This is a genomic window from Gordonia sp. B8661-1 (assembly GCF_059427765.1).
The window spans coordinates 37,221-63,833 of sequence record NZ_JCAHRL010000001.1 but is presented as its reverse complement, the minus strand read 5'-3'; the positions used below and the strand labels follow the sequence as shown (position 1 = coordinate 63,833).

Annotated in this window: 18 protein-coding genes and 1 tRNA gene; 11 read left to right on the top strand and 8 right to left on the bottom strand. The window is 68.2% G+C overall.

The window, feature by feature from the left end:
• Positions 1-86: 86 nt before the first annotated feature.
• Positions 87-662 (top strand): TetR/AcrR family transcriptional regulator, encoded by a 576-nt coding sequence (locus AC4JJG_RS00260; protein WP_495399650.1) that lies wholly within the window; start codon positions 87-89, stop codon positions 660-662.
• Between the two features lie 55 nt (positions 663-717).
• Here AC4JJG_RS00260 and AC4JJG_RS00255 read toward each other — a convergent pair whose 3' ends face one another.
• The 4 genes from AC4JJG_RS00255 to AC4JJG_RS00240 form a co-directional block, all read right to left on the bottom strand.
• Positions 718-4,509 carry a multifunctional oxoglutarate decarboxylase/oxoglutarate dehydrogenase thiamine pyrophosphate-binding subunit/dihydrolipoyllysine-residue succinyltransferase subunit gene (locus AC4JJG_RS00255; RefSeq protein WP_495399515.1) on the bottom strand — a complete coding sequence of 1,264 codons (3,792 nt, stop codon included), beginning with the start codon at positions 4,507-4,509 and terminating at the stop codon, positions 718-720.
• A 142-nt stretch (positions 4,510-4,651) separates the two neighbouring features.
• Complete coding sequence (locus AC4JJG_RS00250) at positions 4,652-8,476, bottom strand: ABC transporter ATP-binding protein (RefSeq protein WP_495399516.1); 3,825 nt, start codon at positions 8,474-8,476, stop codon at positions 4,652-4,654.
• The gene (locus AC4JJG_RS00245; protein ID WP_495399517.1) at positions 8,473-9,252 is read right to left on the bottom strand and encodes a hypothetical protein; all 780 of its coding nucleotides are present in this window, start codon (positions 9,250-9,252) and stop codon (positions 8,473-8,475) included. Before AC4JJG_RS00245 ends, AC4JJG_RS00250 begins: the two co-directional genes overlap by 4 nt.
• Positions 9,245-10,318, bottom strand: coding sequence for a glutathione S-transferase family protein (locus tag AC4JJG_RS00240; RefSeq protein WP_495399518.1), 1,074 nt, complete (start codon positions 10,316-10,318; stop codon positions 9,245-9,247). The genes AC4JJG_RS00245 and AC4JJG_RS00240 overlap by 8 nt, the downstream gene beginning before the upstream one ends.
• Positions 10,319-10,427: 109 nt before the next feature.
• Here AC4JJG_RS00240 and AC4JJG_RS00235 point away from each other — a divergent pair, with 109 nt between their 5' ends.
• The 5 genes from AC4JJG_RS00235 (at position 10,428) to AC4JJG_RS00215 (ending at position 16,956) form a co-directional block, all read left to right on the top strand.
• Positions 10,428-11,087, top strand: coding sequence for a PadR family transcriptional regulator (locus AC4JJG_RS00235; RefSeq protein ID WP_495399520.1), 660 nt, complete (start codon positions 10,428-10,430; stop codon positions 11,085-11,087).
• Positions 11,084-12,607: an MFS transporter gene (locus AC4JJG_RS00230; RefSeq protein WP_495399521.1), complete on the top strand. Its 1,524-nt coding sequence runs from the start codon at positions 11,084-11,086 to the stop codon at positions 12,605-12,607. The genes AC4JJG_RS00235 and AC4JJG_RS00230 overlap by 4 nt, the downstream gene beginning before the upstream one ends.
• A 52-nt stretch (positions 12,608-12,659) precedes the next feature.
• On the top strand, positions 12,660-13,862 hold the full coding sequence (locus AC4JJG_RS00225) for an exonuclease SbcCD subunit D (protein WP_495399522.1): 1,203 nt from the start codon (positions 12,660-12,662) through the stop codon (positions 13,860-13,862).
• On the top strand, positions 13,859-16,828 hold the full coding sequence (locus AC4JJG_RS00220; RefSeq protein ID WP_495399523.1) for an AAA family ATPase: 2,970 nt from the start codon (positions 13,859-13,861) through the stop codon (positions 16,826-16,828). The genes AC4JJG_RS00225 and AC4JJG_RS00220 overlap by 4 nt, the downstream gene beginning before the upstream one ends.
• 55 nt (positions 16,829-16,883) lie before the next feature.
• Positions 16,884-16,956: transfer RNA gene (locus tag AC4JJG_RS00215), tRNA-Arg, on the top strand.
• Between the two features lie 31 nt (positions 16,957-16,987).
• Here AC4JJG_RS00215 and AC4JJG_RS00210 read toward each other — a convergent pair.
• The 4 genes from AC4JJG_RS00210 to AC4JJG_RS00195 form a co-directional block, all read right to left on the bottom strand.
• The gene (locus tag AC4JJG_RS00210; protein ID WP_495399524.1) at positions 16,988-17,644 is read right to left on the bottom strand and encodes a DUF6636 domain-containing protein; all 657 of its coding nucleotides are present in this window, start codon (positions 17,642-17,644) and stop codon (positions 16,988-16,990) included.
• 112 nt (positions 17,645-17,756) lie between these two features.
• Positions 17,757-18,308: a DUF4334 domain-containing protein gene (locus AC4JJG_RS00205; protein ID WP_495399525.1), complete on the bottom strand. Its 552-nt coding sequence runs from the start codon at positions 18,306-18,308 to the stop codon at positions 17,757-17,759.
• Positions 18,309-18,336: 28 nt separating this feature from the next.
• On the bottom strand, positions 18,337-19,074 hold the full coding sequence (locus tag AC4JJG_RS00200) for a DUF305 domain-containing protein (RefSeq protein ID WP_495399526.1): 738 nt from the start codon (positions 19,072-19,074) through the stop codon (positions 18,337-18,339).
• 10 nt (positions 19,075-19,084) lie between these two features.
• The gene (locus AC4JJG_RS00195; protein WP_495399527.1) at positions 19,085-19,960 is read right to left on the bottom strand and encodes a thioredoxin-like domain-containing protein; all 876 of its coding nucleotides are present in this window, start codon (positions 19,958-19,960) and stop codon (positions 19,085-19,087) included.
• A 164-nt stretch (positions 19,961-20,124) separates the two neighbouring features.
• On the opposite strand from AC4JJG_RS00195, the gene argS reads away from it, so the two are divergent.
• From argS to thrB, 5 genes are read left to right on the top strand one after another with little or no spacing between them, the layout of a single operon-like run.
• Entirely contained in the window at positions 20,125-21,777 is a 1,653-nt protein-coding gene (argS, locus tag AC4JJG_RS00190; protein ID WP_495399528.1) for an arginine--tRNA ligase, read from the top strand.
• Complete coding sequence (gene lysA, locus AC4JJG_RS00185) at positions 21,774-23,198, top strand: diaminopimelate decarboxylase (RefSeq protein ID WP_495399529.1); 1,425 nt, start codon at positions 21,774-21,776, stop codon at positions 23,196-23,198. The genes argS and lysA overlap by 4 nt, the downstream gene beginning before the upstream one ends.
• Positions 23,195-24,514 carry a homoserine dehydrogenase gene (locus AC4JJG_RS00180; protein WP_495399530.1) on the top strand — a complete coding sequence of 440 codons (1,320 nt, stop codon included), beginning with the start codon at positions 23,195-23,197 and terminating at the stop codon, positions 24,512-24,514. The genes lysA and AC4JJG_RS00180 overlap by 4 nt, the downstream gene beginning before the upstream one ends.
• Positions 24,507-25,586: a threonine synthase gene (gene thrC, locus AC4JJG_RS00175; RefSeq protein WP_495399531.1), complete on the top strand. Its 1,080-nt coding sequence runs from the start codon at positions 24,507-24,509 to the stop codon at positions 25,584-25,586. The genes AC4JJG_RS00180 and thrC overlap by 8 nt, the downstream gene beginning before the upstream one ends.
• A 22-nt stretch (positions 25,587-25,608) precedes the next feature.
• Positions 25,609-26,571, top strand: coding sequence for a homoserine kinase (gene thrB, locus AC4JJG_RS00170; RefSeq protein ID WP_495399533.1), 963 nt, complete (start codon positions 25,609-25,611; stop codon positions 26,569-26,571).
• Positions 26,572-26,613: the final 42 nt, after the last annotated feature.

Here is a 26,613-nt window from a genome sequence, read left to right as displayed (position 1 = left end):
AGCTTATTGAATTCTCGTCAATAAGGCTTTACGGTGATGTGGTGACGACGACGCGGGATGGTGCATCGCCCACCAAACGGACACGGATGAGTCCGGAGGCCCGCCGCGACCAGCTGATCGAACTCGGCCTGGCGATGCTGCGCGACCGGCCGCTCGAGCAGGTGTCCATCGACGCCATCGCCGATGCGGCCGGGGTGTCGCGGGCACTGCTGTTCCACTACTTCGAATCCCGGCAGGACTTCCACGTCGCGATCGCGCGGGCCCAGGCCGAGGAGATGCTGGAGCGCACCGCGCCGGATCCCGCCCTCGACGACCCCTTCGCCATGCTCGCCGCCTCGATGTCGGCGTTCATCGATTACGTCAGCGACAACCGGGAGGCCTACACCGCGTTCATGCGCGGATCGGCCAGTGCCGATCCGGCGATGCGGGAGGTCTTCGACCACACGCGCGGCGTGATGGCCGGCCGTGTCCTCGACCACGCGCCCGCCCTGGGCGTCGAGGTGACGCCCGCCGTCGAGATGGCCGTGCACGGCTGGATGTCCTTCGTGGAGGAGACGGCGATCCGCTGGCTCGTCGATCCCGTCATCGACCGCGACGAAGTCCTGCTGCTGATCACCAACTCGCTGCCCGCGATCGCCGCGGCGCTGCCCGCCAACAACTGACGAGACAACTCGGGCGGGACCCGGAGGTCCCGCCCGAGTGTGCCTACGGCGTCGGTCAGCTGAAGGCCTCGTCGAGGATCTCCTGCTGCTCGACGGCATGGACCTTGCTCGACCCCGACGACGGCGCCGACATCGCGCGCCGCGAGATCCGGCGGAGTCCGCTCAGCAGATCCGGCAGCACCTCGGGCAGCCACAGGCCGAGGAACGGCCACGGTCCCTGGTTGGCCGGCTCCTCCTGCACCCAGCGGAAGTCCGTGGCGTTCGGATACTGCTCGAGGGTGTTGCGCAGCCGGCGATGCGGCACCGGGTACAGCTGCTCGATGCGGACCACCGCGACGTCGTCGCGGTTCTCCTTGTCGCGGCGGGCGGCCAACTCGTAGTAGAGCTTGCCGCTCACCAGCAGCACCCGCTTGACCTTGCTGCGGTCGCCGTCCTCCTTGGTGAACTTCGGATCGTCGATGACCGAACGGAACTTGTCGTCGGTGAAGTCCTCGATCGGGGAGACCGCGTGCTTGTTGCGCAGCATGGACTTCGGCGTGAAGACGATCAGCGGACGGCTGATGCCGTCGAGCACGTGGCGGCGCAGCAGATGGAAGTAGCTGGCCGGGGTCGACGGCAGTGCCACGGTCATCGAACCCTCAGCGCACAACTGCAGGAAGCGCTCGATGCGGCCGGAGGTGTGGTCCGGTCCCTGGCCCTCGTGGCCGTGCGGCAGCAGCAGCACCACGTCGGACAGCTGGCCCCACTTGGCCTCGCCCGAGCTGATGAACTCGTCGATGATCGACTGCGCGCCGTTGACGAAGTCACCGAACTGGGCCTCCCACAGCACGAGCGCGTCGGGGTTGCCCACCGAGTAGCCGTACTCGAAGCCGACGACCGCGAACTCGCTGAGCGGGGAGTCGTAGGCCATGAAGCGTCCGGTGCTCTCCGAGCCGTCGGCCGTCTTCAGGTGATTGAGCGGCGTGTACTCGGAACCGTTCTCCCGGTCGATGAGGACCGAGTGGCGCTGGGTGAAGGTGCCGCGGCGGGAGTCCTGGCCGGACAGACGGACGTCCCGGCCCTCCATGACCAGCGAACCGAAGGCCAGCAACTCGGCGAAGGCCCAGTCGACATTGCCCTGCTTGGCCATTTCCTGACGGCGCTGCAGAACCGGCTTCACCCGCTGATGCGGGCTGAATCCCTCGGGGACGTCGACGAACGCGTTGCCGATGGTCTCCAGCGTCGCCTGGTCCACCGCGGTGACCAGCTTGGTCGGCAGCGTCTGGTCGGACTCCACGGACGGGCTCGGCTCGGGGGTGTACTTCTCGAGTTCCTTGACCTCGTTGAAGACCCGTTCCAACTGACCCTGGTAATCGCGGAGTGCGTCCTCGGCCTCCTTGGTCGAGATGTCGCCGCGACCGATCAGGGCTTCGGTGTAGCTCTTGCGGACACCGCGCTTGGTGTCGATCACGTCGTACATGGCCGGCTGGGTCATCGACGGGTCGTCGCCCTCGTTGTGACCGCGGCGGCGGAAGCAGACGAGGTCGATCACGACGTCCTTGTGGAAGGCCTCGCGGTAATCGACGGCCAGCTTGGCGACCCACACGCAGGCCTCCGGGTCGTCACCGTTGACGTGGAAGATCGGTGCACCGATCATCTTCGCCACGTCGGTGCAGTACTCACTGGACCGCGAATGCTCCGGCGCGGTGGTGAAACCGACCTGGTTGTTGACCACGATGTGCACGGTGCCGCCGGTGCGGTAACCGGGCAGTTGTGCCAGGTTCAGCGTTTCCGGCACCACGCCCTGACCCGCGAACGCGGCGTCGCCGTGCAGCATCAGCGGCAGGATGCCGAACTGCTCGGAGTCGTCGAGCTGATCCTGCTTGGCGCGCACCAGACCCTCGAGCACGGGGTCGACGGCCTCGAGGTGGCTCGGATTGGCCGTCAGCGAGACGTTGATCTCGTTCTCGCCGAACATCTGGTAGTACTTGCCCTCGGCTCCGAGGTGATACTTCACGTCACCCGAGCCGTGGGCCTGCGACGGATTCAGGTTGCCCTCGAACTCGGTGAAGATCTTCGAGTAGGGCTTGCCGACGATGTTCGCGAGAACGTTAAGACGTCCGCGGTGCGGCATGCCGATGACGACCTCGCGCAGGTCGTATTCGGCGCCCTGATCGATCACCGCGTCCATCATCGGGATGACGGCTTCCGCGCCCTCGAGTGAGAAGCGCTTCTGCCCAACGTATTTCGTCTGCAGGAAGGTCTCGAAGGCCTCGGCGGCATTCAGCTTCGAGAGGATGTACTTCTGCTCGGCCACCGGTGGCTTGACGTGCTTGATCTCCACCCGCTCCTGCAGCCACTTCTGCTGCTCGGGTTCGAGGATGTGCGCGTACTCGATGCCGACGTGCCGGCAGTAGGCGTCCCGCAGGATCGACAGGACGTCGCGGAGCTTCATCTTCTCCTGGCCGTGGAAGCCGCCGACGTTGAAGGTGCGATCCAGATCCCACAGGGTCAGCCCGTAGGTGAGGACATCGAGATCCGGATGGCTGATTCGGGCATCGCTGTCCATCATCAGGGGATCGATGTCGGCCATCAGGTGCCCGCGACTGCGGTATGCGGCAATGAGTTCGAGGACGCGGGTGCTCTTGTCGACCGAACCCGCGGGGATGTCGCGGCGCCAGCGGACCGGCTCGTACGGGATGTGGAACGCGGTGAAGATCTCGTCCCAGAACGCATCCGACAGCAGCAGTTCGTGGATGGTGCGCAGGAAGTCGCCGGACTCGGCGCCCTGGATGATCCGGTGATCGTAGGTCGAGGTGAGGGTGATGAGCTTGCCGACACCGAGTTCGGCGATCTGCTCGTCGCTGGCGCCCTGGAACTCGGCCGGGTACTCCATGGCGCCGGCGCCGATGATCGCGCCCTGGCCCTTCATCAGCCGCGGCACCGAGTGCACGGTACCGATGGTGCCCGGGTTGGTGAGCGAGATCGTCACGCCGGCAAAGTCTTCCGCGCCGAGCTTGCCGTCCCGGGCGCGGCGGATGATCTCCTGATACGCGGTGTAGAACTCCGCGAAATTCATGGTCTCGGTGTTCTTGATGCCCGCGACGACCAGTGACCGGCCGTTCTTGCCGACGAGGTCGATGGCGAGCCCGAGATTGGTGTGGGCCGGCGTCACCACATTCGGCTTGCCGTCGATCTCGGCGAAGTGATTGTTCATGTTCGGGAACGACTTGATGGCCTGGACCATCGCGTAACCGAGAATGTGGGTGAAGCTGATCTTCCCGCCGCGGGTGCGGGCCAGATGGTTGTTGATGACGATGCGGTTGTCGATCATCAGCTTCGCCGGGATGGCGCGCACGCTGGTGGCGGTCGGCACCTCGAGCGAGGTGTTCATGTTCTTGACGACCGCCGCGGACGCGCCGCGCAGCACCTTCGACTGGTCGTCGCTCGGGGTGCTCGGGGCGGGAGCCTTCTCGGCGACCTTGGTGGGCGTCTTCTCCGCGACACGATTCTGCGACCGTGCCGAGCCGTCGCGGCTGGTGTTGCTCTGACCCGATGCCGCCTTGGTGGCGGGCGCCTCCGGTGTGGGGCCCGGCTTCCGTGCCGGTGCCGCGGTCGGCTGCTGATCGAGGGTCACGGCCTTCGTCGCCGGAGCCGACGCGGTCGACGTGGATGTCGCGGCGGCCTTCTTCGGCGCGGCGCCGTTCCCGTCGGTGCCCTTCGCATCGCTGCCGTTGGAGGTGGGGTCGTAGTTGGACAGCAGTTCGTGCCAGCTCGGGTCGACCGAACTGGGGTCCTTCTTGTACTGCTGGTACATCTCGTCGACCAGCCAAGCATTCTGTCCGAAGTCCGTCGTCGAGCTGCTCACAGCGCTTTCTCGCCTCAATTCCCTGAAGGTGTCGGGTCCCTTGTCACCGTGCGGGTGACTCTTGTGGAGCGCACACGGTGAACCACCTGCTGATGCTACGCGGGCGCGGCGCGCAATGTGCGCCGGACCTCACCGGGTCGGGTCACCTCGGCCGCGTCTCACCGGCGGCGGCGGTACCGTCGGCGTCCGGGTCGACACCGGCCTCCCAGAACGCGCGGTACCTTCCTGGCAACGACAGCAATTCGGCGTGTGTTCCCGACTCGACGACGCGGCCGTGGTCGACGACGGCGATCCGGTCGGCGCGTGCCGCGGTAGCCAGCCGGTGCGCGACGATCACCGCGGTGCGCCGCCGGGTGACGGCTTCCCCGGCGGCGAGCACCTGTGCCTCGGTCGCCTGATCGAGGGTCGCGGTGGCCTCGTCGAGAAGCAGCAGATCGGGATCGACGAGTTCGGCCCGGGCCAGCGCGACGAGTTGCCGTTGCCCGGACGACAGTCCCTGACCGCGTTCGCCGATCGGATGATTCATCCCGCCCGGCAGGTCCGCGATCATCCGGGCGGCGCCCACCGCATGGGCGGCTGCGGCGATCTCGGTGCGGTCCGCGTCGGGCCTGCCGTACGCGATGTTGTCGGCGACCGTGCCGGTGAACAGGTGGGCCTCCTGCGGTACGACACCGAGATGATGCCGGTAGTCGAGGAGGTCGAAATCGCGGATGTCGGTGCCGTCCATGCGGACCGATCCGGTGGTGGAGTCGTAGAACCGCGCCAGCAATTTCACGATGGTCGACTTGCCCGCACCCGTCGCACCCACGAGTGCGAGCGAGGTGCCCGCCGGGATGTGGAGGTCGACGTCGGTGAGTGCGTCCCGGTCCGAGCCCCAGTACCGGAATCCGACGTCGTCGAATCGGACGTCGCCGTCGAATCCGTCCGGACCGATCGGTGCCGGCGATGTGCTCCGGGTCAGTGAGCTCGGAGTGCGGAGCAGATCGGCGATGCGGCGCAGTCCCACCGCGGCCTGCTGGTAACCGTCGAAGACTTGCGACAGCTGCTGCACCGGGCCGAAGAGCATCGACAGGTAGAGGACGAACGCGACGAGCGTGCCCGCCGACAGGGTGCCCTCGCGGATCTGATGTGCGCCGACCCCGATGGCCATCGCGGTCGCGACGTCGGACATGAAGGTGATGAACGGGAAATACACGGAGATGGCGCGCTGCGAGACCATCCGGGCGCGAACCCAGTCGTGCGTGCGTCGGGTGAAACGTCGCGTGGCCGGGGTGACGTGCCGGTAGGTCTGCGTCGTCTTGATGCCGGCGATGTTCTCCTGGAAGTCGGCGTTGACGATGCTCACCAACTCGCGTGAGCGGGTGTATGCGCGCGAGGAGATCCGCCGGAACACGACGGTCGCGACGATCAGGATCGGGAACACCGGGAGCATCAGGGCACCGAGGAGCGGGGCGGTGACGATCAGCGCGATGCTGACGCCGACGAGGGTGAGCGCCGCGACGACCGCGGTGGTCAGTCCGGTCTGCAGGAACGTCGACAGCGCGTCCACGTCCGTGGTCATGCGCGTCATGATGCGTCCGGACAATTCGCGCTCGTAGTAGTCGAGGCCCAGCCGTTGCAGGTGTGCATAGCTGCGGATGCGCAGACCGAACAGCACCCGCTCGCCGGCGCGCGTGGAGGTGACGGTCATGACGGCCGTGGCGAGCCAGCCGATGGCGACGAGCGCCACACCGATCGCGGTCGCGATCCACAGCATGCGTTCATCGGTGCGTGTCGCGGCATCGATGATCACGCGGGCCAGCGACGGGAAACCAAGTCCGACAAGGGTGTCCACGGAAATCGCGACGATCGCGATGGCCAGCAGCCACCGCACCGGCCGCAGGAGGCCACGCAGTGTGAAGTTCGGTTCCGGGGCGCGGACGGCCGCGACATCGACGTGGGGATCCTCGTCGGCGGGCGGCAGTGCGTCGACGGCCGCGGTCAGTTCGGGCGTGGCGGGCATGGAGCCCAGGGCGCCGGCCACTCCGCCACCACCCCGCGCTCCCGCGCCGCCGGGACCGCGTGCCGGTCCGGCGGGCAGTCGCGCGGATGCCGGGTCGTCGGGCGGGCGCAGATCGTCGGGGAGCTCGGGCCACAGTTCGTCGATGGTCGGGGGAGCGGACTGCACCCCTTCCACCGGCTGCCCGGCCAGGGCGGGGTCGGCCGAGGCCATCAGAGCGCGGAAGAGCGGGCACCGCTCGTCGAGCTCGGCGACCGTGCCGACGTCGATGATCCGGCCGTCGTCGAGCACGGCGACCCGGTCCGCGAGAAGCAGCGTCGAACGCCGGTGTGCGAGAACGAGCATCGTCCGCCGTTCGTCCCGCAGCCGACGAAGAATCCGGCCCTCGGTCGCGGCGTCGACCGCGGAGGTGGCGTCGTCGAGCACGAGTATCCGCGGATCGGCATACAGCGCACGCGCCAGCGCGATGCGCTGTCGCTGCCCGCCCGACAGGGTCAGCCCGCGTTCGCCGACGACCGTCGCGAACCGGTCGGGCAGCTCGTCGATGAACTCGAGGGCGTCGGCGGCCTCGGCGGCGGCGAGCAGGCGGGCCGAGGGCGCATCCGCATCGACGACCTCGTCCGTGCCGAGGACGATGTTCGCGGCGATGGTGTCGGAGTAGAGGAACGGCTCGTCGAAGACCACCGACACGGCGCGGTGCAGCGCATCCGGTGACAGGTCGTCGACATCGAAGGCCTCGCCGCCGGACAGCAGTTCCACCGTTCCGGAGTCGGGACGGTAGAACCGCCCCGCGAGATCGGCGAGAGTCGACTTCCCGGAGCCCGGCGGCCCGACGACGGCCACACAGTCGCCGGGATCCACCGTCAGGTCGACGTCATCGAGGACCTCGCGCCCGTCGAAGCCGAAGGCGATGTCGCGCAATCGCAATCCGAGCGGACCCGGCGGCAGTTCGAGCGTGTTGCCGGTGGCCGGGTCGAGCGGATGATCGATGACGTCGTACACGCGATCGACGGCCGCACGCGCCAGTTGCGCGCTGACGATCAGGTTGGTGAGCAGGCGGGCCAGCGCCGTCATCGACGCGATGTAGGTGGTGAACGCGAGGAAGGTGCCCGCGGTGATCTGGCCGTGCATCGTCAGCCAGCCGCCCACCGCGATGACCCCGACCATGCCGAGTTGTGGGATGGCCGCCATGGTGGGGGCGAAGCGCGCGTTGATCTTTCCCGCCCGCATCCGCCGGGAGAACAGGGTGCCGGCCAGGGCGACGAGTTCGTCGACCGCGCGGCGTTCTTGGCCGAAACCCTTGACGACCCGGACGCCGGTGACCGTTTCCTCGACGTGCTGTGCGACGTCGGCGGCGGATTGCTGCGCGGACCAGGTGGCGGCGAACAACTGTCGTCTCGACCGAACCACGGCCAGAGCGACCAAGGGGATGATGAGCAGCGCGATGCAGGTGAGCAGCGGCGACAGGTACATCATGATGCCGAGGGCGATGACGACCTGGACGGCCGCTCCCGCCGACAGGGGCGCCATGGCCAGCAGTCCCTGCACGATCTGCAGATCGGAGATGGATCGGGAGACGATCTGTCCGGTCCGAATCCGGTTCTGCGCGTTGCCGTCCAGATGTAGCAGCGTGTCCAGCAGCTTCAGCCGCAGATCGTTCTGCACGCTGATCGACAGGCGGCCCGCGGTGAGCCGGCGGCCGAACTGCGCGCCGTACCGGACGACGGCGAGCACCAGCAGCGCCGCGACGATGACGCCGATGGACAGACCGTCCCGGGACACGCCGGTGGCGTGGTCGATCGCGGCCTTCGCGAGCAGCGGGGCCACCAGGTCGACCGCCAGACCGACCGCGGTCACCGCCAGAGCGACGGCCACCAGGCCCCGGTGATGCAGGCATTGGGCGACGAGACGCCGGATCCATCCGCGGTCGCCGGCGTCAGCTGTCGGTGTCGGTGACGGCTCCGTCACCGGTGTGTGGTGGAACCGGACCCGCCACTGGGGATCTCGCCGGCCACCACATGCGAATCGACGACCTGACCGCCGGCCCACGACGTCGGCGGCGGACCGAAGGCCTCACGTGCGTTCTCGATGACCTTCTTGCCGATGGCGCGGTTACCGACGCCGCCGATCGCCGCACCGATGCCCGCGGGCATCAGCTTGCCGAGGGCCAGCGGCGCGCGCCGGACCGCGAACTTCTTGGTGAGCTTGCCGATCAACTTCTTGTTGAGGTTCGCGACCCCGCCGCCCGGGACGGCCGCGGTGCCGAGTTTGCGGAGAGCACCGCCGCGCGCGCCGACCAGTTTCCCGACGGCCGCCACGCCCTCTTCGCCCAGCGCCACCGCGAAGACCAGCGTCTTGCGACGTTCGTTGTCGTGCAGGGGAATTCCGTGCACCTCGGCGATCGACAGGGCCAGCAGGGCGGACGCCTCGATGAAGAACACGGTCTCGCCCGCCATCGCACCGACGGCCGTCATCGTGCCGACACCCGGGATGGCCGCGGTGGCACCGACGGCGCCACCGGTGCCGGTGACGGCGGTCAGGTACAGCTTCTCCAGCCGGGCGATGATCTGTGCGGGCGATTCGTCGGGGTGTGATTCCCGGAGGCCGCGAACGTATTTGGCGACGGCGGGCGCCTGCAGCTTCTGCGCCTTGTCGAGGATGCCGCCGGTGACCGCGACGGCCTTGCCGGATGCGGCGGGTGCCGGCTCGTTCGCGCCGTGACGGGACTGTTTGCGATCAGCCATGAACGGGTACCCAATTCTCTGCGGGGACGGTTTCGGACGGGGGAGTGGGGCCGGGTGGTGTGCCGTCACCGAACGGCCTGCCGCCCAGCTCTTCCCGATGGTGCGGGGTCAGCCAGTTGGTGAGATCGGGACCCTTCGGGACGATCCCGGTGGGATTGATGTCCCGGTGCACGATGTAGTAGTGCTCCTTGATCTGCCGGAAATCGATGGTGTCACCGAATCCGGGCGTCTGGAACAGGTCCCGCGCGTAGGCCCACAGGACCGGCATCTCCGACAGCTTGGAACGGTTGGTCTTGAAGTGGCCGTGGTAGACGGGATCGAATCGCGCCAGCGTGGTGAACAGGCGCACGTCGGCCTCGGTGATGGTGTCGCCCACCAGGTATCGCTGTGACGACAGCCGCTCGGACAGCTCGTCGAGCTTGGTGAACAGGCGGTCGTAGGCCTTGTCGTAGGCGGTCTGGTCGCCGGCGAAGCCGCACCGATAGACGCCGTTGTTGACCTCGGTGTACACGCCGCGGTTGACCTCGTCGATCTCGTCGCGAAGGTGTTCCGGATACAGCTCTGGTGCGCCGGGACGGTGGAAGTCGGTCCACTCCAGCGAGAAGTCGATGGTCATCTGTGCGAAGTCGTTGGTGACCACCTCGCCCGTCGGGATGTCGACCATGGCGGGCACGGTGATGCCCTTGGGATATCCGGGAAAGCGCTTCTCGTAGGCGTCCTTCAGCCGTGGGATCTTCAGTACGGGATCGACCTCGCCCGGGTCGAGATCGAAGGTCCACGAGTCGGCGTCGTGCGTGGGGCCCGCGAGTCCCATCGAGAACGCGTCCTCGAGACCGAGGAGTCTGCGGACGATGATCGTGCGATTCGCCCAGGGGCAGGCCCGCGCCGCGATGAGCCGGTAGCGCCCGGCCTCGACCGGGTAACCGTCGCGTCCGTCCTTGGTGATGCGGGTGTCGATGTACTTGGCGTCGCGGACGAACTCCTGTCCGTCCATCACGTAGACACCGGATTTCTGCGCGCTGCCGGGAGTGCTCGCGGGCGTGGCCGGTTCGCCGTCTTTACTCATGCGAACCACAGTAATGATTCGCACCGACGAGTGCGGAGGTGTTGGCATCACGTCTTCGGAGCGGTATATTCCAGCTGGAATATTTGGACCGGGATATCGGAGGGATCGCATGCGTGAGGCCGGAGGAGCGACACAACCGCCATTGGCGGTGCTGCTCCTCGGGTTGCTGGCGGAACGACCCATGCATCCGTACGAGATGTTCCAGACCACCATCGACCGTCGGGAGGACCGGCTCGTCAAGGTGCGTCCGGGAACCGTGTACCACGCGGTCGATCGGCTCGCCGCGCAGGAACTGATCGAGGTCCAGGACGTGGTGCGGGAGGGCAACCGTCCCGAACGGACCGTCTACACGATCACCGACGCGGGCCGACAAGCGTTGGACGACAGCCTCGAACGCATCCTCGCCCGTCATCCGGAGGAGTATCCGGAGCTGTACCTCGCATTGTCGGAGGCGCACGGTCTGCCGCGATCGCGCGTCGTCGATTTGCTCGGGGTCAGGTTGTCGGCCATGCACGACGAGCTGGGCTCGATCGACGGCGTCGCACGAGAGGCCGCCGATTGCGTCCCGGAGATGTTCTATCTCGACTTCGGGTGCCGGAAGGCGACGCTCCGGGCGCAGATCGACTGGCTCGAGGATCTCGTCGACCGGCTGAAGAACCACACCATCGAGTGGCTCGACGACGAGGGGTCGCCGTACCGCGATGGCAGCACATCCACAGCATCGACACAGCACAGCGAGACCATTCACCAGGAAGGTGACCGATCGTGACCCACAACCAGACCGCGCCCGTGCAGGTGACCACGCGTCCCTGGGCCGCACTGCTGGCGCTCTGCGTCGGCTTCTTCATGATCCTCGTCGACATGACGATCGTGGCGGTGGCGCAGCCGCAGATCCAGGTCGCACTGCAGACCGACGTCAACGGTGTGCTCTGGGTGACCAGCGCGTATCTGCTCACCTATGCGGTGCCGCTGCTGGTCGCCGGGCGTCTCGGCGACAAATTCGGGCCGAAGCTGGTCTATCAGGTCGGCCTCGTGGTGTTCACCGCCGCCAGCGTCTGGTGCGGATTCTCCGGCTCCATCGGCGAATTGGTCGCCGCACGTGCGCTCCAGGGCATAGGCGCCGCGCTCATCACCCCGCAGACGATGGCGCTGATCACCCGCATCTTCCCGCCGGAGAAGCGCGGCGCGGCAATGGGCGTGTGGGGCACCGTGGCCGGTGTCGCCACCCTGGTCGGTCCACTCCTCGGCGGAGTGCTCACCGACAGCTTCGGCTGGGAATGGATCTTCTTCGTCAACCTGCCGGTCGGCATCGCGGGTCTGGTGCTGGCGCAGATGCTCGTCCCGACCGTGGACACCCACGATCATCAATTCGACTGGCTCGGCGTGGCGCTGTCGGCGGTCGGCTTGTTCGCGTTGGTGTTCGGCATCCAGGACGGCGAGAAGTACGACTGGAACGGCTGGATCTGGCTGCTGATCGTCGCGGGTGTGGTCCTGATGGGTCTGTTCCTGTTCTGGGAGTCGCGGATCAAGGGCGAACCATTGGTGCCGCTGTCCTTGTTCCGCGACCGCAATTTCTCCGTCGCCAACGTGGGCATCGCGGCCATGGGCTTCGCCATGTCCGGCCTGATCATCCCGGCGATGTTCTTCCTGCAGCTGGTCGGTGGCATGTCGCCGACGCGGTCCGCCGTGATGATGGTGCCGATGGCGGTGATCTCCGGAATCCTCGCACCGATTGTCGGGCGCCTCGTCGACGTTCTGCATCCCCGCGTGATCATCGCGTCCGCTCTGCTGCTGATGGGGTTCGGCACGGGACTGCTCGGCTGGCTGACCAAGCCGGAGACCCCGGTGTGGCAGTTGATCATCCCGCTGAGCCTGATGGGTGTCGCGTCGGCGGGCATCTGGGCGCCGCTGGCGGCCACCGCGACCCGCAACCTGCCCTGGCATCAGGCCGGCGCCGGTGCCGGTGTGTACAACACAACGAGGATGATCGGTTCGGTGCTGGGCAGCGCCGCGGTCGCCGCGCTCATGCAGACACGACTGGCGGCCGAACTGCCGCCGGGCACGTCCACCGCGGAACACGCCGGTGCGGTGCAACAGCTTCCGGAGTTCATCCGTGGCGGCTTCGCCTCCGCGATGGGGCAGACGCTCTACCTGCCGGCCATCGTGCTGGTGATCGGTGCGGCCGTCGCCCTGCTCTTCGTGCGCCCGCGTCATCAGGGCGCTCCGGCGGCGGCAGCCCGGCCGGAGACCTCGCAGACCGACGAGGTGAGCGCCCCGGCCGCAGGCTGACACTCGGAGCCGCCTCCCGCAGTCTGTCGGTGAACGCTCGTACGGTGTTTCCATGCGGATCCTGCACACCTCCGACTGGCACCTGGGGCGGACGTTTCACGGCGTCGAGCTCCTGGGTGACCAGTCGCGTGCGCTGTCCGCGCTGGCCGAGGTGGTCGCGGCGGAATCCGTCGACGTGGTGATCGTCGCGGGCGATGTCTACGACCGGTCGGTGCCGCCCGCCGACGCGGTCCGTGTGTACGACCGGGGACTTGCGGAGATCGCCGCGGCCGGCGCGCGGATCGTCGTGACGTCGGGCAACCACGATTCACCGACGCGACTCGGCGCCGGGTCGTCGTTCGCCGCGGCCGGTGGGTTGCACCTGCGCACCACCATTGCCGACATCGACCGCCCGGTGATGCTGCCGGACGAGCACGGTGAGGTCGCCGTCTACGGCATCCCCTATCTCGAACCCGACGCCGTCCGACGGGAATTCGGACTCGATGACGCCCGCAGTCACGCGGCGGTTCTGGGCGCGGCAATGGAACGGGTACGCGCCGACCTCGCATCGCGTCCGGTGCGTTCGGTGGTGGCGGCCCATGCCTTCGTCGTCGGTGCGGCGGCGTCCGGGTCGGAACGGTCGATCAGTGTCGGTGGCGTGGAAACCGTTGGCGCCGACGTGTTCTCCGGGGTCGACTATGTCGCCCTGGGACATCTGCACTCGCCGCAGGAGATCTCGCCCTCGGTGCGGTACAGCGGATCGTTGCTGCCGTACTCCTTCGGTGAGCGGTCCGACCGCAAGGCCGTCTGGCTCATCGACCTCGACGCCGACGGCGTCGCCGACGTGCGTCGCCACGAGCTGCCGCGCATCCGTGGACTCAGTTCACTGACCGGCACCCTCGACGAACTACTGGCCGACGAACGCTACGGCGACGCCGAGGACGACTATGTCGAGGCGACCCTCACCGATGCCGTGCGGCCGGTCGACGCGATGCGCCGTCTCCGGGAACGCTTTCCGTACGCCGTGCATGTCCAGTGGGATCGTCCGCACTCCGGCGACGGCATCGACTACCGGTCGCGGGTCCGCGGGCGCTCGGACACCGACATCGTCGCGTCCTTCGTCGCCGATGTGCGCGACGACGCCACCGCCGGTGAGCGGGACCTGATCGATCGCGCGGTGCGCGCGGTGATCGGCGAACCCGCCGAGGAATCCGTGGTCGTCGACGGTGAGTGGGCGCTCTTCGACGTGGCACCCGGGGTGGCGAAGTCCGCATGAGGCTGCACCATCTGCGGATGCGGGCCTTCGGCCCGTTCGCCGACGAGACCGTCGTCGACTTCGACGCACTCGGTGCCGACGGTCTCTTCCTCCTGCACGGGCAGACCGGTGCGGGCAAGACCACCGTGCTCGATGCGGTCGCCTTCGCGCTCTACGGCCGCGTCCCCGGTGCACGAGATATCAACCGGCGCTTGCATTCCGACCACGCCCCGGCCGAGGTGGCACCCGAGGTCGAACTGGAGGCGACCATCGCGGGCCGCCGACTGCGGATCACCCGGTCGCCGGATCACGAGCGCCCGAAGAAGCGTGGCACCGGCGTCACCAAGGTCAACGCGCGGGCCACCCTGGACTGGGTCGACGGCTCCGGCGTCAACCTCACACGCATCCCGGAGATCGCCGACGAGGTGAACCGGTTGCTCGGGATGAGCGCCGAACAGTTCTTCCAGGTGGTGTTGCTGCCACAGGGCGACTTCGCCCGCTTCCTCCGCGCGACCTCCCAGGATCGTGAAGAGTTGCTGGAGAAGCTGTTCGACACCGAGCGATTCGGCGACCTCGAGGACTGGTTGCGCGAACGAGCCAGGGATAGTGCGGCCGCGCTCGCCGAACGCACCGCCACGCTCGACCGCATCGCCGGTCAGATCGTCGCGCTCGGTGGAACCGAGGTGGCCGAACCGGATCTGGCCTGGGCGCACGGGTGTCTGGACGCGGCGCGTTCGTCGGCGGCCGAACTCGGCGAGATCGCCACCGCCGCACAGGCTCACGCCGATCAGGCACAGGCCGCACATGACCACGGGAAGGCACTCACGGAACTGCGCAGGCGTGGCGAGGACGCGCGGGCGCGGTTGGCATCGCTGGCCCAGGGGGCTGCGGGGCTGGCCGTCGCGCATTCGGCGCTCGGCGCCGCCCGACAGGCCGCGCCGTTGGCCTCGCTCTTCGAGGATGCGGACCGGAATGCGAGTGCGCTGTCGGCCGCGGAGGTCGAATGCGCTGCGACACAGGACACATTGTCGGCGCTACCGGATGGGGCCGCGTTGTGCCCGGTGGCCGATGACGCCGAACTCGAGTCGGCCATCGCGCGCTGGAGCGCCGAGTCCGGCAGGCTCGAGCCCCTGGCTGAGCGGCTGTCGCGGCGACCGGCCCTGGTGGCGGAGATCGAGGCGCTGACCGGTCGGATCGACGCGGCCACACGGCGCCTCGTCGACGTGACCGAGTCCCTCGACCGTGCTCCCGAGCGTCGCGCCGATGCGGAACGGGAACTGACCCGCGCGATCGAGGCGCGATCCGGGCTTGCACGACTGGAGGCAGACCGGGACCGCCTTGCCGACGTCGCCAAGGCCATCGCCGAGCGCGACGCCGTCCTCACGAAGCTCACTCACGCAGAACGGGCACTGCTCGATGCGCGCGACAAGCACAGTGCCGCACGGGAACACTCGTTGAACATCCGTGAGCGCCGGCTGGCGGGCATGGCCGCCGAACTGGCATCCGAACTGGTCGACGGGGAGCCATGCGTCGTCTGCGGTGCGGCCGATCACCCGGCACCGGCGTCGCGGGACACGGCGGGACATGTCGGCGAGGCCGAGGAGGCGCACGCCGTTGCCGCCGTGCAGACCGCCGACGAGGTGAAGGCCCGTGCCGAGAGTGCGTTCGTGGCACTGGGGGAGCGGCGTGCCCATCTCGACGAGATCGTCGGTGCGGCAACGGCCGAGCAGGTGACGCGGGAGCGACGCGAGGTGGCGGGCTCGCTCGCCGCGGCCGAGCGTCTGGCCGGGCGGGTTCCGGAGTTGACGCGGGCGCTGGACGCGATCGACACCGAGATCGACGCCTGGCGCACCGAACGCAGCGGCGTCGAGGCGGAGCAGGCCGCCCGTCGTGAGCGCCTGACCGGCGTGCGTGCGGCGCTGACCGAACTCGACGACGAGGTCACCGCCGCCACGGGCGATCGGATCGACGTGACCGAGCGCCGCACCGAGCTCGGTGAACTGTGCCGACGCGCCGAGGTGTTCCGGCGGGCACGACACGAGGTGACGCAGGCCCGCGCACGCAGCACGGCGGCCGCCGAGCGGCTCGTCGAGAAGTGCACCGGTGTCGGCTTCGGTGACATCGAGCAGGCGCGTGCCGCCGTGGCCACCGATCGGCAGATCGCCGAATGGGAGCGTCAGATCGCAGAGGCCGCTGCCGTCCGTGCGGCCGCGGAGTCCACACTGGCCGACGAATCCGTCAGTTCCGCCCTGAAGTCAGAGCCGGTGGATGTCGCGGCAGTGGCAGCCGCGGCACGGACCGCTGGCGAGGCCCGCGACATCACCGCGAAGGAGCATGCGGTGGCCGTCCGGCGGGTCAGCGACCTCGAACGCTACGTCGCCGACTTCTGGAATGCCGCCGACGCGCTCGCGCCGGCGCAGGAACGCCACGACGAGGTGCAGGGGCTGGCCGACCTGGTCAGTGGACGTGGCCGGAACGCACGGAAGATGTCGCTGCGGTCCTATGTGCTCGCCGCCCGTCTGGAGGAGGTCCTCGTCGCCGCTTCCGTGCGTCTTCGCCAGATGTCCTCGGGCCGTTACGAATTCGTGCACTCCGACGCCGCAGGGCCCCGCGGACGTCGCGGCGGCCTGGGTATCGATGTCCGTGACGAGTACACCGGCGTCACCCGCGCCACCACCACGCTGTCCGGGGGCGAGACATTCTTCGCGTCGCTGGCGCTCGCACTCGGACTCGCCGACGTCGTCGCCGCCGAATCCGGCGGGCATGTCCTGGACACCGTCGTCATCGACGAGGGCTTCGGTACGCTCGATCCCGAGGCCCTCGACCTCGTCATGGGCGTCCTCGACGAACTCCGCTCCGGCGGGCGGGTGGTCGGTGTGGTCAGTCACGTCGGCGAACTCCGCGCCCGCATCCCGTCCCAACTGCACGTCATCCGCAACGACGACGGCTCCCGTGTCCGACTCTCCGGTGTCGTCGGAGTGTCATGACCACGGGATTGGGACCGGGCGGGGCCCATGCGCTAGTCTGATCCTCGCCCGATGAGCCCCCGTAGCTCAGGGGATAGAGCGTCTGCCTCCGGAGCAGAAGGCCGCAGGTTCGATTCCTGCCGGGGGCACCGTACAGACAAATCCTCCGATGGTCAGCACTCAGCGGAAGAGCGTGTTGATATCCCGGGAGATGCGGAAACCGGTACCTTCTCGGCGGCAGGTGATCCCGACCTCGCTGGACGTGCAGGTGATGCCGTGGGCCGCGAGGGACTGCCCGTATTCGAGAACGCGCGGGTTCTGCTCGACGAAGATCCCCTGGCTCGTGCACTCGTGGACGACACCCCGACCGGTGAACCGCACCATGTAGGCGTTGGACCCGGAGTTGGCGCAGGCGGGTCCGTAGAGGGGTTTGACACTCGTGGCGGCCTGGCAGCCGGACTGGTAGTCGGGTCCCGATGCGGAACTCTGCGGACTTCGTATGGCGCAGTAGATGTTTCGCGACGGCGAGATGAAGTAGTAGTCGCCGGGTGCCCTTTCGAAGAGCGTCGCGTCCTGGGCGGCCGCAGCTCCGTCTGAGGGGTTATCGGCGGGAGTCGCAGGCGTCGCCGCGTCCGTGGTGTCACCGGGCCGGTCGTCGGGGCGCGTTGCCGTATCGGACTCCGGTGCGGCGGTGACGGTCTCGTGCATCGTGACGGTCGCCGGCGCCGTCTGTGCGCCGGAGTCGTCGGAGCCGCCACAGGCGGTGAGGATCGTCAGGCAGGCCAGAACGGCCGGAACTGCGAGTCGCGCGGTGCGCGGAGTGGTGTGACGGAGCATCGCGAGGGTCCTCTCGTGACCTGACGGACCGGACGGTCCATCCATGCGAGCTACGTCGGTGCGTGGGCGCGCGAAGTTAGCGAGCCCACCGAACCGTGTCCGGACCGTGACCTCAGTCGATCAGGTGCAGCGAATCGTCGCGACGGAGCAGGAAGAAGTACGGGTCCTGGCCGCGCTGGTCCATCGCACCGATCACCACGTCGTCGGAGATGCGGCGGAACACGTCGTTGATGGGCAGCTGGTCGTACACCATCGTCGCGGTGTCGACGCCGCGGTATCGGGTGGTGCGCAAGCGGGCCTTGGGCTTGGTGGTCTGCCAGGCGAGCCGCGAGGCGGCGATCGGCGTCACGAATGAGCGGCTCTTCACGGCCGGGAACTTGGCGAGTGCCGTTCCGCTGAACGCGAGCACCGGATTCATCGCCCACAGGGCGGAACCGTCGCGGGTGGGGAACAGCAGGGGGTGGACCGTCTCGGCGTCGACGAATTGCTTTCCCCACCAACCACTGGCGGCGAGCAGACCGTCCATCGGATGACCGGTGGCCAGCTCGGCACCGCGCCACGTTCCGATCATCGCCTCGGTATCGACGGCGTCGGCGGCATCGTAGAGTTCCAGCGCCTCGGCGGCGGTGGTCGGAACGGTGGAGAGGACGTCTGCTGCCTGCATGCTGACGATGATAAGTCAGTTGTTCGAGTCAGTTCATCGGCAGGGGCGCGGCACGTCGTTCGGTGAGCATCTGCGTGATCACCGCGATCTCCTTGTCCTGCGTCCGTTTCATACCGGAGGCGAGGTCGCGGACGTAGCCCTGTTGCACGTTCTTCGGGTCGGCGGCGTACTCCATCATGTGCAGGCCACCCTCGTGATGACGCAGCATCAACTGGAGGAAGTACACATCCGCCTCGGTGCCACGGAGTGAGCGCAGGCGCGTCATCTCCGCGCTGGTCGCCATGCCGGGCATCGGCGGCGTCTCCGCCGACGGCATCTCCGACATGTCGTGTCCCGCATGGGAATCGCCGTCATCGGACGACTCGCTCGCTGCGGCGCCGTGATGCGACATCCACGCCATCGGCGCGTCCGGATTGATCACCGGATAGCCCCACCGCGTCAGCCACGACTGCATCTGCCCGATCTCGTTGGACTGTGCGGTCAGGATGTCGAAGGCCATGCTGCGGACCTGCGGATCGGTGCCGCGGTCCAACTCGATGGTGGACATCTCGACACCCTGCTCATGGTGCCGGATCATGTCCTGCGCGAAGCCGACCGCGGCCGAATCGGCGGCCGGGACCGCATCCGCGGAAGCATCGTCGTCGTTCAGGCCGGCGGCCAGCAGCAGGCCGATGCCGACACCGATCAACAGGGCGACGATCACGCCGAGCGCCGTCAGGACGGTCCGCCTCGACGACCTGTTCTCCACCACCTCGGTATCCGTCACGTCAGACACCTCAGCCCGCCGGTGCCGGTGCCGGTGCCGGTGCGGGAGCCGGTGCACCCGCCGCTCCTGCCTCGTCGGCCGCAGTTGTCGCGCCCGAGCCGTCCATCTTCACCGCGTCCGGGCCCGGAGCGCCCTTGTCGGCGGCCGGAGGGTTCGACGGATCGAAGGCGCCGGGGATCGCCGCACACGCGGCCTGGGTCTCGGGATAGGCCGCCTCCTGCGGATTCTCCTTGTACACACCGGGGGTCGTGTTGCGACGCAATGCGGTGATGAACTGGTCGATGCGCTCGTCGCCCGCCGAGTCGAGCTTCAGCTGATGGCCCCAACTCTGCAACGAGATCGGCTTGTCCTGATCGGGGAACGGCGACATGAACAAGAACTGTTCGCCGGTCACCTTCTTCTTGAGCTTGTCCAGGTCGTCGGCGCCGATGGTCGTCGGGTTGTAGGTGATCCAGACCGAGCCGTGCTCCAGCGCGTGCACGGCGTTCTCCGAGCGCAACTGATTCGGATAGACGATGCCGGTACAGGTGGCCCACACCTCGTCATGCGGTCCACCGAACGGCGGGCTCTGGTCGTAGGCGACCCGCTGCGCGGCGGTCACGTGCTGGGCCGGCTTGTAGTAGACCTTCGTGACGCCCTCGATAGTCGTCGACGGGTCGGGATTCTCGCGGCTGGGCACGAATTCCTGGACGGTCTGCGGCTTGAGTGACGCGGCCTCCCGCTGATCGAGGTAGCGCGGCAGGAGGTACCAGACGATGCCGCCGACCAGCAGGATGACCACGAGGACACCGCCGATGACCGTCCAGTCGAGGTGGCGGCCGCTCGTCGCGGGCACCCCGCTCGTCTTGCGGGTCTTGGGCACCTGCGCCCCGGGCTTACGAGCCATGTGAATCTTCCCCTGTGCGGTCGGGCGCCCCCGGCCTCGACATGGTCTCGGTGGGCAATGGCCGATAGTTTACCGACCGGGGCCCCGACGCCCCTCGATGCCGTGCCCGCCTGGGAGGAGTCCGGGTGGAGGTGAGGTTTCCTCGGCCAATAGGATGGGTACCCGTGACTCCTGCCGCACTCGCCGAGCTTCTGCATGCCGTGACCCTGACCGTTGTCCGGGATCGCGGGCTCGATGAATCGCTGGTGCCCGCGACCGTCGTCGTCGAACGGCCGAGGAGTGCCGATCACGGCGATTACGCCACCAATATCGCTCTTCAGCTGGGCAAGAAGCTGGGCGTCGTACCTCGCGACCTGGCCGGCTGGCTCGCCGAGGCATTCGCGGCGACCGACGGAATCGACAAAGCGGAGGTCGCCGGTCCGGGATTCGTCAACATCTGGCTCGGTGCCGCCGCCCAGAACACCGTCGTGACCACCGTGCTCGAGGCCGGGCCGAACTACGGGCGGGGCGACGAATTGGGCAACCGCAAGGTCAACCTCGAGTTCGTGTCCGCGAACCCCACCGGCCCCATCCACCTGGGCGGCACGCGCTGGGCAGCGGTCGGCGACGCCCTGGGCCGCGTGCTCGGCGCGCGCGGCGCGGACGTGACCCGCGAGTACTACTTCAACGACCACGGCACCCAGATCGATCGGTTCGCCCGTTCCCTGGAGGCCGCCGCGGCCGGCAGGCCGACCCCGGAGGACGGCTACGCGGGCGACTACATCGGCGACATCGCCGCACAGGTCGTCGCGCAGGTGCCCGACGTGCTGTCACAGCCCGACGACGAGCGGCTGGAAACCTTCCGGTCCATCGGCGTCGAGCTGATGTTCGACCACATCAAGACGAGCCTGCACGACTTCGGGACGGACTTCGACGTCTACACCCACGAGAACTCGATGTTCACCTCGGGACTCGTCGACGCGTGCATCGCCGAACTCAAGGAGAACGGCAACCTCTACGAGAAGGACGGCGCCTGGTGGCTGCGGTCCACGTCCTTCGGTGACGACAAGGACCGAGTCGTCATCAAGAGCGACGGCGACGCCGCGTACATCGCCGGCGACATCGCGTACTACAAGGACAAGCGCAATCGCGGCTTCGACCTCTGCATCTACATGCTGGGCGCCGATCATCACGGCTACATCACCCGCCTCAAGGCATCGGCCGCGGCACTCGGCGACGACCCGGACACCATCGAGGTGCTCATCGGACAGATGGTGAACCTGGTGCGCGACGGCACGCCGGTGCGGATGAGCAAGCGGGCGGGAACCGTCATCACCCTCGACGATCTCGTCGACGCCGTCGGCGTGGACGCCGCGCGCTATTCGCTGATCCGTTCGTCGGTGGACGTCAACATCGACATCGATCTCGACCTGCTCCGCAAGCAGTCCAACGAGAACCCGGTCTATTACGTGCAATACGCGCACGCGCGGTTGTCCGCGCTGGCCCGTAACGCCGCAGAACTCGGGCTCACCGCGTCGACCGATCACCTCGATCTGCTCGACGACCCGGCCGAGGGCGACCTGATCCGCACCATCGGCGACTTCGACGCACTGGTGGCGACGGCCGCGGAACTCCGTGAGCCGCACCGGGTCTGCCGCTATCTGGAATCGCTGGCCGGTGCGTATCACCGCTTCTACGCGCGGTGCCGTGTGCTGCCGCAGGGTGACGAGGAACCCGGCGACATCCACTCCGCACGGCTCGCGCTGTGCGCGGCCACCCGCCAGGTACTCGCCAACGGCCTCGATCTGGTCGGCGTCAGCGCACCGGAGCGCATGTGAACGGCGGCGCGGGTTCGGTCCCGCAGTCCGAGGCGGCGGCCGCACCGCATCTCGCCGATCGTCCCCACGACCCGGCGACCATCGCGCAGATTCCGGAGAATGTCTGGCCCCGCAACGCATCTCGCGACGACGCGGGGGAGCTGACCCTGGCCGGAGTCGGGGTCTCCGAACTCGCCGACACCTACGGCACACCGCTGTTCGTGGTCGACGAGGCGGACTTCCGGTCCCGGTGCGCCGACATGCGAGAGGCCTTCGGTCCGTACGGACGAGTCCACTACGCGTCGAAGGCCTTCCTGTCGTCGGAGATCGCCCGCTGGGTCGAGCAGGAGGGTCTGTCGCTCGACGTGTGCAGTGGCGGTGAACTCACCGTGGCGCTGCGTGCGGGCTTCCCGGCCGATCGGATCGCGCTGCACGGCAACAACAAAACGGTCGATGAGCTGGCGATGGCGCTGGACGCCGGAGTCGGGCATATCGTGCTCGACTCGATGATCGAGATCGAGCGGCTCGACGAATTGGCCGGTGCGCGTGGCGTTGTCGCCGACGTTCTGATCCGGCTCACGGTCGGTGTGGAAGCGCATACCCACGAGTTCATCTCCACCGCGCACGAGGACCAGAAATTCGGGTTCTCGATGTCCGGCGGCGTCGCCATGGACGCGGTGCGCCGCGTCTTCGCCACCGACAACCTCCGGCTCGTCGGACTGCACAGCCACATCGGATCGCAGATCTTCGACATGGACGGCTTCGATCTGGCCGCCCACCGTGTGCTCGGTTTGCTGGCGGAGGTGGTCGAGGAGTTCGGTGTGGAGAAGACCGCACAGCTCTCCATCGTCGACCTCGGCGGCGGACTCGGCATTTCCTATGTGCCCGAAGATGATCCGCTGCCCATAGACACCGTGGCCGAACGTCTCGCGGAGATCGTGCGGCATGAGTCGTCGGCCCTTGGACTGCCGATGCCGACCATCGCGGTCGAGCCGGGCCGGGCCATCGCGGGTCCCGGGACCGTCACGCTCTACCGGGTCGGCACCATCAAGGACGTCGCGATCCGCGACGGCGTCACCCGCCGTTACGTCTCGGTGGACGGCGGTATGAGCGACAACATCCGGACGGTCCTGTATCAGGCCGAATACGATGTGCGGCTCGCGTCCCGGGTGTCCGACGCGCAGTCCGTGGTGTGCCGCGTCGTCGGTAAGCATTGCGAGAGCGGCGATATCGTCATCAAGGACTGCTGGCTGCCGGGCGACCTGGCGCCCGGTGATCTGATCGCGGTGGCCGCGACCGGCGCCTACTGCTATTCGATGTCGAGCCGCTACAACCTGACGAATCGGCCCGCCGTGGCCGCCGTGGCGGACGGTACATCCCGTTTGCTGATCCGTCGCGAGACCATCGACGACTTCCTGAGCCTGGAGGTGGCCCAAGAATGAGTACCACGAACGAATCCGACAGCCGCACAATCGGTGTCGCGGTCCTCGGCATGGGCAATGTCGGTACCGAGGTCGTCCGGATCATCGAGGACAACGCCGGTGATCTGCGTGCCCGGGTGGGTGCGCCACTCGCTCTGCGCGGGGTCGCCGTCCGTGACCTGGCCAAGGATCGCGGCATCTCGCCCGATCTGCTCACCGACGATCCGGCCGCACTGGTCGCCCGCGACGACGTGGACATCGTCGTCGAGCTGATGGGCGGTATCGACCCGGCACGCGGTCTGATCCGGCAGGCGCTGGAGAACGGCAAGTCGGTGGTCACGGCCAACAAGGCGCTGCTCGCCGAGTACACGGGTGAACTCGCCACCGCGGCCGCCGATGCCAAGGTCGACCTGTACTTCGAGGCGGCCGTCGCGGGTGCCATCCCGGTGGTGCGACCGCTGATGCAGTCGCTGGCAGGCGACACCGTCAACTGGATCGCGGGAATCGTCAACGGCACCACCAACTTCATCCTGTCGGCCATGGACGAGACCGGCGCCGACTACGCGTCCACGCTGGCCGAGGCAGGGCGCCTGGGATACGCCGAGGCCGACCCGACCGCCGACGTCGAGGGCTTCGACGCCGCGGCGAAGGCGGCGATCCTGGCGTCCATCGCATTCCACACCCGGGTGACCGCCGCCGACGTCCACCGCGAGGGCATCACGACGGTGTCGGCCGCCGATCTCGTCGCCGCGAAGAAATTCGACTGCACCGTCAAACTCCTCGCCATCTGCGAGCGGGTGCGCGACGACGATGGGGGAGAACGGGTTTCGGCGCGTGTCTATCCCGCGCTGATTCCGCTCGACCATCCGCTCGCGACGGTGAACGGCGCGTTCAACGCCGTGGTCGTCGAGGCGGAGAACGCGGGCAGGCTGATGTTCTACGGCCAGGGCGCGGGCGGTGCGCCGACCGCGTCGGCGGTGCTCGGCGACCTGGTGATGGCCGCCCGCAACAAGGTGCACGGCGGCCGTGGGCCGCTGGAGTCGACCTATGCGTCGCTGCCGATCGCGCCGATGGACGACGTGCCCACGCGCTACTACGTGTCCATGCGCGTGGCCGACCGGCCCGGCGTGCTGTCGCAGGTCGCCGGGGAGTTCTCCGCACGCTCGGTGAGCATCGCCGCGGTACGCCAGGAAGGTGCAGGTGAGGACGCCCGCCTCATCGTGGTGACCCACCGCGCGCCGGACAAGGCGCTGTCGGACACCGTGGAGGCCCTGGAAGATATGGATTCGGTCATCAAAGTGTCGAGTGTGCTGCGTTTGGAAGGAACCCATGAGTAACGCGTCCCCGATTCATCGTCGCTGGCCCGGTCTGATCGAGGCCTACCGCGACCGCCTCCCGGTGGAGGACGACTGGCAGGTCGTCACCCTGCTGGAGGGCGGCACGCCGCTCATCGCCGCTCCGTACCTCTCCGAACTGACCGGCTGCGAGGTGTACCTCAAGGTCGAGGGTCTGAACCCGACCGGCTCCTTCAAGGACCGGGGCATGACCATGGCGGTCAGCACCGCGGTCAACAACGGCAAGACGGCTGTGCTGTGCGCATCGACCGGCAACACCTCGGCATCCGCGGCCGCCTACGCGACACGCGCCGGAATCACCTGTGCCGTACTGATTCCCGAGGGCAAGATCGCCATGGGCAAGCTCGCGCAGGCGGTTATGCACGGCGCCAAGATCATTCAGGTGCAGGGCAACTTCGACGACTGCCTGGAACTGGCCCGCAAGGCCACCGCGGAGTTCGACGAGATCGAACTCGTCAACTCGGTGAATCCGTCGCGCATCGAGGGGCAGAAGACGGCCGCCTTCGAGATCGTCGACGTGCTGGGACGGGCGCCCGACGTCCATGCTCTCCCGGTCGGCAACGCGGGCAACATCACCGCGTACTGGAAGGGCTACAAGGAGTATCACGCCGACGGGATCAGCGACTCGCTGCCGCGCATGCTCGGCGTGCAGGCCGCCGGAGCGGCACCACTGGTGAACGGCGCCCCGGTGAAGGACCCGGAGACCATCGCGACCGCCATCCGCATCGGATCGCCCGCGAGCTGGAACCAGGCCGTCGCCGCGAAGGACGAATCCGGTGGTCGTTTCCTCGCGGCCACCGACGAGAAGCTGCTCGAGGCCTATCGTCTCGTGGCGGGCAAGGAAGGCGTCTTCGTCGAGCCCGCGTCCGCGGCCAGTGTCGCCGGACTCCTGGCGTCCCATGCGGACGGCTGGATCGAGCCGGGTTCCACCGTCGTGTGCACGGTGACCGGCAACGGCCTCAAGGACCCGGATACCGCTCTGGCGGACATGCCGGAGGTGGAAGCGATTCCCGTCGACCCGGTGGCGGTGGCCGATGCCCTCGGCGTCCGCTGAGCGACTCGACGAGGTCGATGTCATGACAAACGGCCCGCACGCCGACACGCAGGCGACAACCCTTCTGCCGGAAGGGCTTTCGGTCCGTGTCCGAGTGCCTGCGTCGAGCGCGAACCTGGGACCGGGGTTCGACTGCCTCGGTATCGCGCTCGGCATCCTAGACGAGGTCGAGGTGCGCACGACGGCGGGCGGCATCGAGGTCGAGGTCGAGGGTGCCGGGGCGGGTGACGTGCCGCGCGACGGCACGCATCTCGTGGCCCGTGCGGTCCTGCGCGGGCTCGAGGTGGCCGGTGCACGCGCGGACGGCCTGAAACTGCGCTGTATCAACAGGATTCCGCATTCGCGGGGGCTCGGGTCGTCGGCGGCGGCGGCCGTCGCCGGGCTGGCCGCGGCCTCGGCGCTGCTCGCCGAGGCCGGTGTCGAGGGCTTCGGCGATGCCGACATGGTGCAGCTCTCGTCGGAATTCGAGGGCCACCCCGACAACGCGGCCGCCAGCGTGCTCGGCGGCCCCGTGGTCACATGGACCGAAACCGGTGCCGACGGTGACCTTTTCCGGGCGCGGAGACTGCATGTCCACCCCGACATCGTCGCCACGGTGTTCGTCCCGGACACCGAGTCGTCCACCTCGTACACGCGCGGGCTGCTGCCGGATGCGGTGCCCCGACGCGACGCCGTGTTCAACGTCAGCCGTACCGCGCTCGCGGTCGTCGGTCTGACCACGGATCCGTCCGTGCTGATGGCGGCCACCGCCGATCGCCTCCACCAGGACTATCGCGCCGAGGCTATGCCGGCGACCGCCCGGCTGGTCAGCGAGCTGCGTGCGCGCGGCCAGGCGGCCACCGTGTCCGGTGCGGGGCCCACCGTCCTGGTCCTCGGTGCGGGCCCGCTGCCCGACGATGCGCTGGCGCTGGGTGCGGACCTGGGCTTCGCCGCATCGGAGGTCGCCGTCGCGGGTGGTGTCGAGATCCTGCCGGTCACGCTCTGAACGACGCCGGGACCGTCGGGGACGACGGGTTCGGCCGAAGTT